General features: G+C 43.4%; 4 protein-coding genes. All 4 read left to right on the top strand.

Features of this window, described 5'->3' with window-relative positions; all coding sequences use genetic code 11:
• The first annotated feature begins 271 nt into the window (after window positions 1-271).
• The 4 genes from UYI_RS0120600 (at window position 272) to UYI_RS0120580 (ending at window position 8,325) form a co-directional block, all read left to right on the top strand.
• Entirely contained in the window at window positions 272-844 is a 573-nt protein-coding gene (locus tag UYI_RS0120600) for a hypothetical protein (protein ID WP_016868562.1), read from the top strand.
• Between the two features lie 315 nt (window positions 845-1,159).
• Complete coding sequence (locus UYI_RS0120595; protein WP_016868561.1) at window positions 1,160-2,422, top strand: MFS transporter; 1,263 nt, start codon at window positions 1,160-1,162, stop codon at window positions 2,420-2,422.
• Between the two features lie 338 nt (window positions 2,423-2,760).
• Window positions 2,761-4,680: a biosynthetic-type acetolactate synthase large subunit gene (ilvB, locus tag UYI_RS0120590; RefSeq protein ID WP_016868560.1), complete on the top strand. Its 1,920-nt coding sequence runs from the start codon at window positions 2,761-2,763 to the stop codon at window positions 4,678-4,680.
• 1,116 nt (window positions 4,681-5,796) lie between these two features.
• A complete protein-coding gene (locus tag UYI_RS0120580; RefSeq protein WP_016868558.1) occupies window positions 5,797-8,325 on the top strand; it encodes a mannose-1-phosphate guanyltransferase in 2,529 nt (842 codons plus the stop codon).
• The last annotated feature ends 39 nt before the right edge of the window (window positions 8,326-8,364 follow it).

Here is an 8,364-nt window from a genome sequence, read left to right as displayed (position 1 = left end):
CCTACTTAGTAGGGGTGCTTTCAAGAAATAGGGCAGAAGGGAAGAGGATTTGACTTATTTGTTCTATTTATAGCGACTGACAACTGCCTATGGGATTCCTTTTAAGAAATACAGGGGGTATAGAGGTGGTTTGGGTGTTAGGAGAAAAATGTTGCTAATGATCAGGGCTAAGTGCTTTAACCTTTACTTATTGGTATTTAAGTAATTATGTGATATTTACGACATTAAATTCATAAATAATTATAATTAGGAAAGCTGTAACCAAATACGTATGAGTATAATTATTTGCCCAGGAATACATGAACAAGAATTAACTGACAAATTTGTCATGGCTTGGAAAGAAGCAGTTATTAAGAGTGTGCAATCTAAAAAATCAGTAAATATACTGCTTTATCCAGCAGAAGTTTTTTCTTCATTATCTGGGTTTCATATTTTACAGTTTTTACATCAGCATTTAGGAGATAAGCTAGAATCGCCAGTTATATTCGTTTGTTTTAGTGCCGGTGTAGTTGGAGCGATCGCAGCTGCATCTTCATGGCAACTACTAGGAGGCAAAGTCAAAGCTTTTATTGCTATAGACGGATGGGGAGTACCGTTGTGGGGAAACTTTCCTATCCATAGAATGAGCCATAATTACTTCACTCACTGGAGTTCTAAAATACTGGGCAGTGGTGAAAATAATTTTTATGCAGATCCAGCAGTTGATCACTTAGAAATGTGGCGATCGCCCCAAAAGGTTCAGGGCTGGTGGGTAGACTCATCTATTGGGGAATCACCATCTAAGCAAAGTTTAACTGCGGCGGAATTTTTGCATAGACTATTGGTGCAGTATGAGGAAAATTAATCCGGAAAAGATAAGTATTAATCAGGAGTGAGAATTGAAGACAGTCAATCAGGGGAATAGGGGGTCAGGGATCGGGGATCGGGGAACGGGGGCTAGGATAGATTTTTATCTAATTCTCAATTCCCGATTCCTAACACCAGGTGATGCCACGTGCTACAACGAGAGGAAACCCTAAGGGCGCAGTGGCTCCTTTATCCCGGAGAAAGAGTCCACCGCACTGGTTCCTCCCTGGCGAACATGGAGACCCTGAATTCTCCGATTCCCAATTCCCGATCCCCGATCCCTAATCCCCGATCCCCTATTCCCTAACTACTGATGTTTCCAACTGAACCTGCTGCTGTAAATAAAGGATTTGGCGTCCTGCTGAGAAACCGTGGCTTTATGCTGCTGTGGATTGGGCAGTTATTGTCCCAGCTTGCGGATAAAGTTTTCTTTGTTTTAATGATTGCGCTACTAGAAAACTATCCGCCTCCTGCGGGTTTAGCAGAAAACTCTATGTACTCAGCTTTGATGGTGGCATTTACAGTCCCAGCAATTCTGTTTGGTTCTGCTGGAGGTGTGTTTGTTGACCGCTTTCCCAAAAAGCTGATTATGGTTGGTTCAGATGTAGTACGCGGTCTATTGACACTGTTAATACCGTTTTTGCCACGAGAGTTTTTGATTCTACTAATACTGACTTTTGCAATCTCCACTGTGACGCAATTTTTTGCACCCGCAGAACAGGCAGTCATTCCGCTATTGGTAAAGCGAGAAAATTTAATGGCAGCCAATGCCCTGTTTAGTAGCACGATGATGGGTGCTTTAATTGTGGGATTTGCGATCGGCGAACCGATGTTGAGTTGGGCAAAAAGTTCCCTCGGCCCCGACTATGGTCAAGAACTAATAGTGGTGATATTATACCTGTCTTCTGCTGGAATGATGCAGCCAATTAACTTTAAAGACAACAGAACTATTGGCGATCAAGAAGTAGCAATCCACCCTTGGGCAGACTTCAAACAAGGCTTGCGCTATCTCAAGACAAATCGCTTGGTATTAAATGCCATGTTGCAACTAGTGACTTTGTATTGCGTATTTGCAGCCCTAGTAGTTTTGGCAATTCAATTAGCAGCAGAATTTGGTTTAAAAGAGAAACAATTTGGCTTTTTCTTAGCAGCAGCAGGTGTAGGGATGGTAATAGGAGCAGCGATTTTGGGTCATTGGGGTGATAAATTTCATCACAAGCCCTTACCCTTAATCGGATTTTTAATGATGGCGGTGGTTTTAGGGACGTTCACTTTTGTCCACAAACTGTCATTGGCCTTAATACTTTGTGCAGTTTTGGGAATAGGTGCAGCCTTGATTGGCGTGCCAATGCAAACTTTAATTCAACAACAAACCCCACCTTCAATGCTTGGTAAAGTCTTTGGGTTTCAAAATCATGCCATTAATATTGCTCTTTCTGCACCCCTAGCAATTACTGGCCCCATCACTGATGCTTTAAGCTTGCGAACCGTGCTAGTAGGGATGAGTGTGATAGTCGCTATTATTGGTGTTTGGGCGTGGCAAAATACCCGTAAAGTTTTGCAAGACGTGATATAGAAGGGGAAAGGGGAAGGGGGACGACTTGGGGGACGACTTGGGAGACAAGGGGGACACGGGGGACACGGGGAACGACTTGGAGGACAAGGAGGACAAGGGAGAAATTACCTATTTCCTATCCCCTATCCCCTATTCCCTGTTAAGAGTTAAGAGTTCCCTCTTAACCAATGACAATTGACCATTGACCATTGACTTTTGACAAATGACAAATGACAAATGACAAATTCAATGTCAGGGATAAATGATAATCTCAATAAACTATGAGAGTTTTAAATTAAAATGAAAATTTAACTACAGAAATTCAGGATTATCTTAGTTATATTAGGTGAGGTTCGACTGTGCGTTCACGAAGTGTCTCCGTAGGAGAATCGCGTCCCCAAATTATTGCTCCACAAGCCGAGAATCAAGCCCAGTCTAGTGTATCTCCATTGCCAGTCGTAACGCCCAGACGTGCATCTGGTGGTTTTGCACTGCTTGACAGTCTAAAACGCCACGGCGTCGAATATATTTTTGGTTATCCTGGTGGTGCGATTCTACCAATTTATGATGATCTATACAAAGCAGAAGCTAGTGGTGACGGTATCAAGCACATCCTAGTTAGACATGAACAAGGTGCAGCCCATGCAGCTGATGGTTACGCCCGCGCTACAGGTAAGGTAGGGGTGTGCTTTGGTACATCAGGCCCAGGGGCGACTAACTTGGTGACTGGGATTGCTACTGCTTATATGGACTCGATCCCGATGGTCATTGTCACGGGACAAGTACCCCGCCATGCGATCGGTACAGATGCGTTTCAAGAAACTGATATTTACGGTATTACACTGCCAATTGTAAAGCACTCTTACGTAGTGCGCGACCCCAAAGATATGGCGCGGATTGTGGCTGAAGCGTTCCACATTGCCGCAACCGGGCGACCGGGGCCAGTTTTGATTGATGTTCCCAAGGATGTAGCATTTGAAGAGTTTGACTATATACCTGTACAACCGGGTTCAGTCAAGTTACCCGGATATCGCCCCACAGTCAAGGGAAATCCACGTCAGATCCATGCGGCAATTCAACTGATTCGTGAAAGTCGGCGTCCTTTGTTGTATGTTGGTGGAGGCGCGATCGCTTCTGATGCCTACGCCGAAATTCAAGAATTGGCTGAGTTATTCCAAATCCCTGTCACCACAACTTTAATGGGTTTGGGTGCTTTTGATGAACATCATCCCTTATCTTTGGCGATGTTGGGAATGCACGGTACTGCTTATGCTAACTTTGCAGTTACCGATTGTGATTTACTCATCTGTGTAGGCGCCAGATTTGATGACCGCGTTACTGGCAAACTAGATGAATTTGCTTCCCGCGCTAAGGTAATTCATATCGACATCGATCCGGCAGAAGTCGGAAAAAATCGTGTTCCCGATGTACCCATCGTTGGCGATGTTAAGAACGTATTACAAGACATTTTACGCCGATGTGAAGAACTGGGTATCCAAAGTACACCCAACCAAACCCAAGAATGGTTGAGATTAATCAATCGCTGGAAAGAAGAGTATCCTTTGGTTGTACCGCACCATGCTGATAGCATATCACCACAAGAAGTGATTGTAGAGATCGCTCGTCAAGCACCCCATGCGATTTACACCACAGATGTGGGTCAACATCAAATGTGGGCAGCTCAATTTCTCAAAACAGGGCCCCGGCGTTGGATTTCTAGCGGCGGTTTGGGAACAATGGGTTTTGGCTTGCCAGCAGCTATGGGTGCTAAAGTCGCTTTCCCGGATCAAGAAGTCATCTGTATTAGTGGTGATGCTAGCTTCCAGATGTGTTTACAGGAACTTGGTACTCTTGCACAGTATGGCATAAATGTCAAGACTGTAATTATCAATAACGGTTGGCAGGGGATGGTGCGCCAGTGGCAACAAGCTTTCCACGGTGAGCGTTACTCCTGTTCCAACATGGAAGTGGGGATGCCAGATATTGAATTACTAGCAAAAGCTTATGGCATCAAAGGCATGGTAGTTAACAACCAGGAAGAATTGACAGATGCTATCGCCCAAATGTTAGCCCATGACGGTGCGGTGATTCTTGATGTTCACGTTACCAAAGACGAAAACTGTTACCCAATGGTAGCCCCTGGCAAGAGCAACGCTCAAATGATCGGTTTGCCTAAGCAAGCACCAAAAGCTGATGTCAAACCTGTTTATTGCAGTAATTGTGGTGCGAAAAACCTTCCCAGTAACAATTTCTGTCCAGAGTGCGGAACAAAGTTGTAATCAGGGGTTTGTAGTGAGCGAAACCAGATCACTACAAACATCCCAAATAATCTTACACCTCAATACGGTTCAGTTAGAGTTAAAAACCTTATATCGCGTAGGTTGGGTTGAGGTTTTGCGAAACCCAACCTACAATTATCCTTAACTGAACCGTAATTGTCTTATACCTGGCGACTAGAAGTCGCGGCTACACATACAAAACCCACCTCCGTGGGTTTAAATCCTTGATTTTGGGTTAGTCGGCGTCGGCGGACGCGTGTTTGTATAGACGCGATTTCTAATCACTAAGGCAGTTGCTAATTGTGTGATGATCAAAATCATGCAAAAAATCTTGTCTATCTGCCCTTGAGTGCCTTTCTAAAGTTTTGCCGATAGGACTTATTTGTGATCAACAAAACTGGCCACAATAAAGAAAATATCAGACGATTAGTTGTACTGCGAGTGAAATTTGTACTCCTATATCCGCTCCAGAATTTCCAAGCAAAACCTGCATAAGTTACTATCAATACAACAGTAATTAATCCACCCATTGCAATTTGCTCCAAAATCAAAATAGAGAATTTGAGTTCAGCATTTCCATGCGATCGCGGAATTTGATCATTTATATCAATCAAATATAACTAAACACTGTTGTTAAACACTCGAGTCGATAGATAAATTCTCATTACTCCAGTTTAAATTAGCTTCCCCCTTAGTATCCAGTTACAGTTCAGTAAGCTATTTGTATCTTGGTTTAAATCAGGTGTATGGGATGGGTATCAGGGTGTGAGGTATAGGCTAAGGAAATTATTTGTGTGTTTTGCTGAACGCAGTTCCTGGCATAGTACTCAAAAATCATTGTCAAAACGAAAAATTCCCCAATTTTCTCTTCCTCCTTCATAATTTATAATTCATCCTTCACCCTTCATCCTTCATCCTTCATACTTCCCCTTCCCCCTCCTTGATTTTGTATCAACAAACAAGCTAGTGTGACGAGTAGATGTGCTTATGTCTCGCTAGATGCATCTATTGGAAGTTCCTCAAACTTCGATATCCGTAGGACACTTAAGAAAGCAGACAAAACGAATCTGATTTGTCTTGACGCAGCAAGTGGTGCATACAGTTTAAGGAGGATTTATGAGAGCAGTACTGATGGCAGGGGGTTCGGGAACGCGGCTTCGTCCACTCACTTGTGACCTGCCTAAACCGATGGTGCCGATCTTAAATCGACCAATTGCCGAACATATTATTAATCTTCTCAAACGGCATGACATTACAGAAATAGTTGCCACACTGCATTATTTACCTGATGCTTTGCGAGATTATTTTCAAGATGGTAGTGATTTTGGTGTACAAATTACTTACTCTGTGGAAGAAGACCAGCCTTTGGGTACTGCTGGGTGTGTGAAAAATATTGCTGAACTTCTTGATGAAACTTTTTTAGTAATTAGCGGTGATAGCATCACAGATTTTGACTTAACAGCAGCAATTGAATTTCACAAACAAAAGAAATCAAAAGCAACTTTGATTTTGACTCGTGTTCCGAATCCAATTGAATTTGGAGTAGTAATTACCGATGAAAATGATCGCATTTGCCGATTTTTAGAAAAACCCTCTACAAGTGAAATTTTTTCCGATACTGTTAATACCGGCGCTTACATTTTAGAACCAGAAGTTTTGGAATACCTACCCGCCAATACTGAATCAGACTTTTCCAAAGATTTGTTTCCTCTGTTGTTGGCAAAAGGTGAGCCAATGTATGGTTACATCGCCAAAGGTTATTGGTGTGATGTTGGTCACTTAGACGCCTATCGTGAAGCTCAGTATGATGCATTAGAGCGAAAAGTAAAGCTTGATTTTCCCTATAAAGAAGAATCTCCGGGTGTATGGGTCGGTCAAAATACTTACATAGATCCAACAGCTAAAATAGAAGCCCCTGTAGTGATTGGCGATAATTGTCGTATCGGAGCCAGGGTACACATAGAACCAGGAACTGTAATTGGAGACAAGGTTACTATTGGGGCAGATGCTAATCTCAAGCGCCCAATTGTTTGGAATGGCGCCATCATCGGTGAGGAAGCACAGCTATCGGCTTGTGTAATTTCTCGTGGTACTCGTGTAGATCGTCGCGCTCACGTTTTGGAAGCTGCTGTAGTTGGTTCTTTGTCGACGGTAGGAGAAGAAGCTCAAATTAGTCCTGGTGTGAGAGTTTGGCCGAGTAAGAAAATTGATTCAGGAGCAATTTTAAATATCAACCTGATTTGGGGAAATACTGCTCAGCGTAACTTGTTTGGGCAACGGGGTGTACAAGGATTAGCAAATATCGATATTACCCCGGAATTCGCCGTCAAATTAGGTGCTGCTTACGGTTCCACCTTAAAACCTGGTGCGCGAGTCACAGTTTCCCGTGATCAACGTAATATCTCCCGCATGGTAACACGGTCACTCATTGCGGGTTTGATGTCTGTAGGTATTAATATTCAAAACCTAGACGCAACTGCTATCCCCATCGCCCGTACAGTCATACCCACAATGGGAGTGGCTGGTGGTATCCACGTCCGTGTACATCCGGATCGCCCAGACTACATCCTGATTGAATTTATGGATGCCAAGGGTATTAATATTTCCAAAGCTCAAGAAAAGAAAATAGAAGGGGCTTATTTTAAAGAAGATATGCGGCGATCGCTAATTCATGAGATTGGTGATGTTGCTTATCCCAGTCAAGTAGCTGACGAATACTGCACAGCCTTCGAGAAGCTATTACACATAGATACACTCCGTAACAGTCGAGCAAAAGTAGTCATAGACTACGTTTATGCTGTATCTGGGGCGGTGTTACCCCAAATGTTAGATAAGTTTGGGGCAGATGCAGTAGTATTGAATGCTAGTTTGAATAAGACTGCGATGTCTGCTACTAACCGCGAAGCACTCTTAACACAACTCGGTCACGTAGTGGAAGCGTTAAAGGCAAACTTTGGCGTCCAGGTTTCAGCCAATGGTGAACAGTTAATTCTAGTTGATGAATCGGGTATACCTATTCGTGGGGAAATGTTAACAGCACTGATGGTAGACATGATGTTAACTTCTAGCCCCAGAGGCACAGTAGTTGTACCAGTACATGCATCTAGTGCGGTAGAACAAATAGCCCGTCGTCACGATGGTAGGGTGATTCGTACGAAAGCTAATCCCACGGCCTTGATGGAAGCAAGCTACAAAAATGCAAATGTCGTTTTGGGAGGTAGTGCAGACACCGGCTTTATCTTCCCTCAACTGCATCCGGGTTTTGATGCTATGTTCTGCATTGCCAAATTAATTGAGATGCTAACAATTCAAGAGCGATCGCTAGCTTCAGTGCGATCAGAATTACCACGAGTCATACACAAATCCCATGTTATCCGCTGTCCTTGGACAGCTAAAGGGGCATTAATGCGTCACTTGGTCGAAACCCATCCAGCCCAAAACCTGGAATTAATTGATGGAGTGAAAATTTGTCAGCAATATGATGACAGTTGGGTATTAGTATTACCAGATGCGAGTGAACCACTAGTACATTTGTATGCCAATAGTAATGATCGCGATTGGGTGGATGAAACCTTAAGGAGTTACCGCGCCCGCGTCCAGGCGTTTGTGGAAAGAGAACAAGAGCAAGTTGTCGCTGAGGTGTGAAGAAAATTAGGAACTAGAAGAAAGGTAGAGGGCAGAGGG

Origin of the sequence: Fischerella muscicola PCC 7414 (assembly GCF_000317205.1) — a bacterium.
Lineage (GTDB): Bacteria > Cyanobacteriota > Cyanobacteriia > Cyanobacteriales > Nostocaceae > Fischerella > Fischerella muscicola.
Note: the sequence above shows the minus strand (reverse complement) of the source record. Positions and strands in the feature narration are given on the sequence as shown.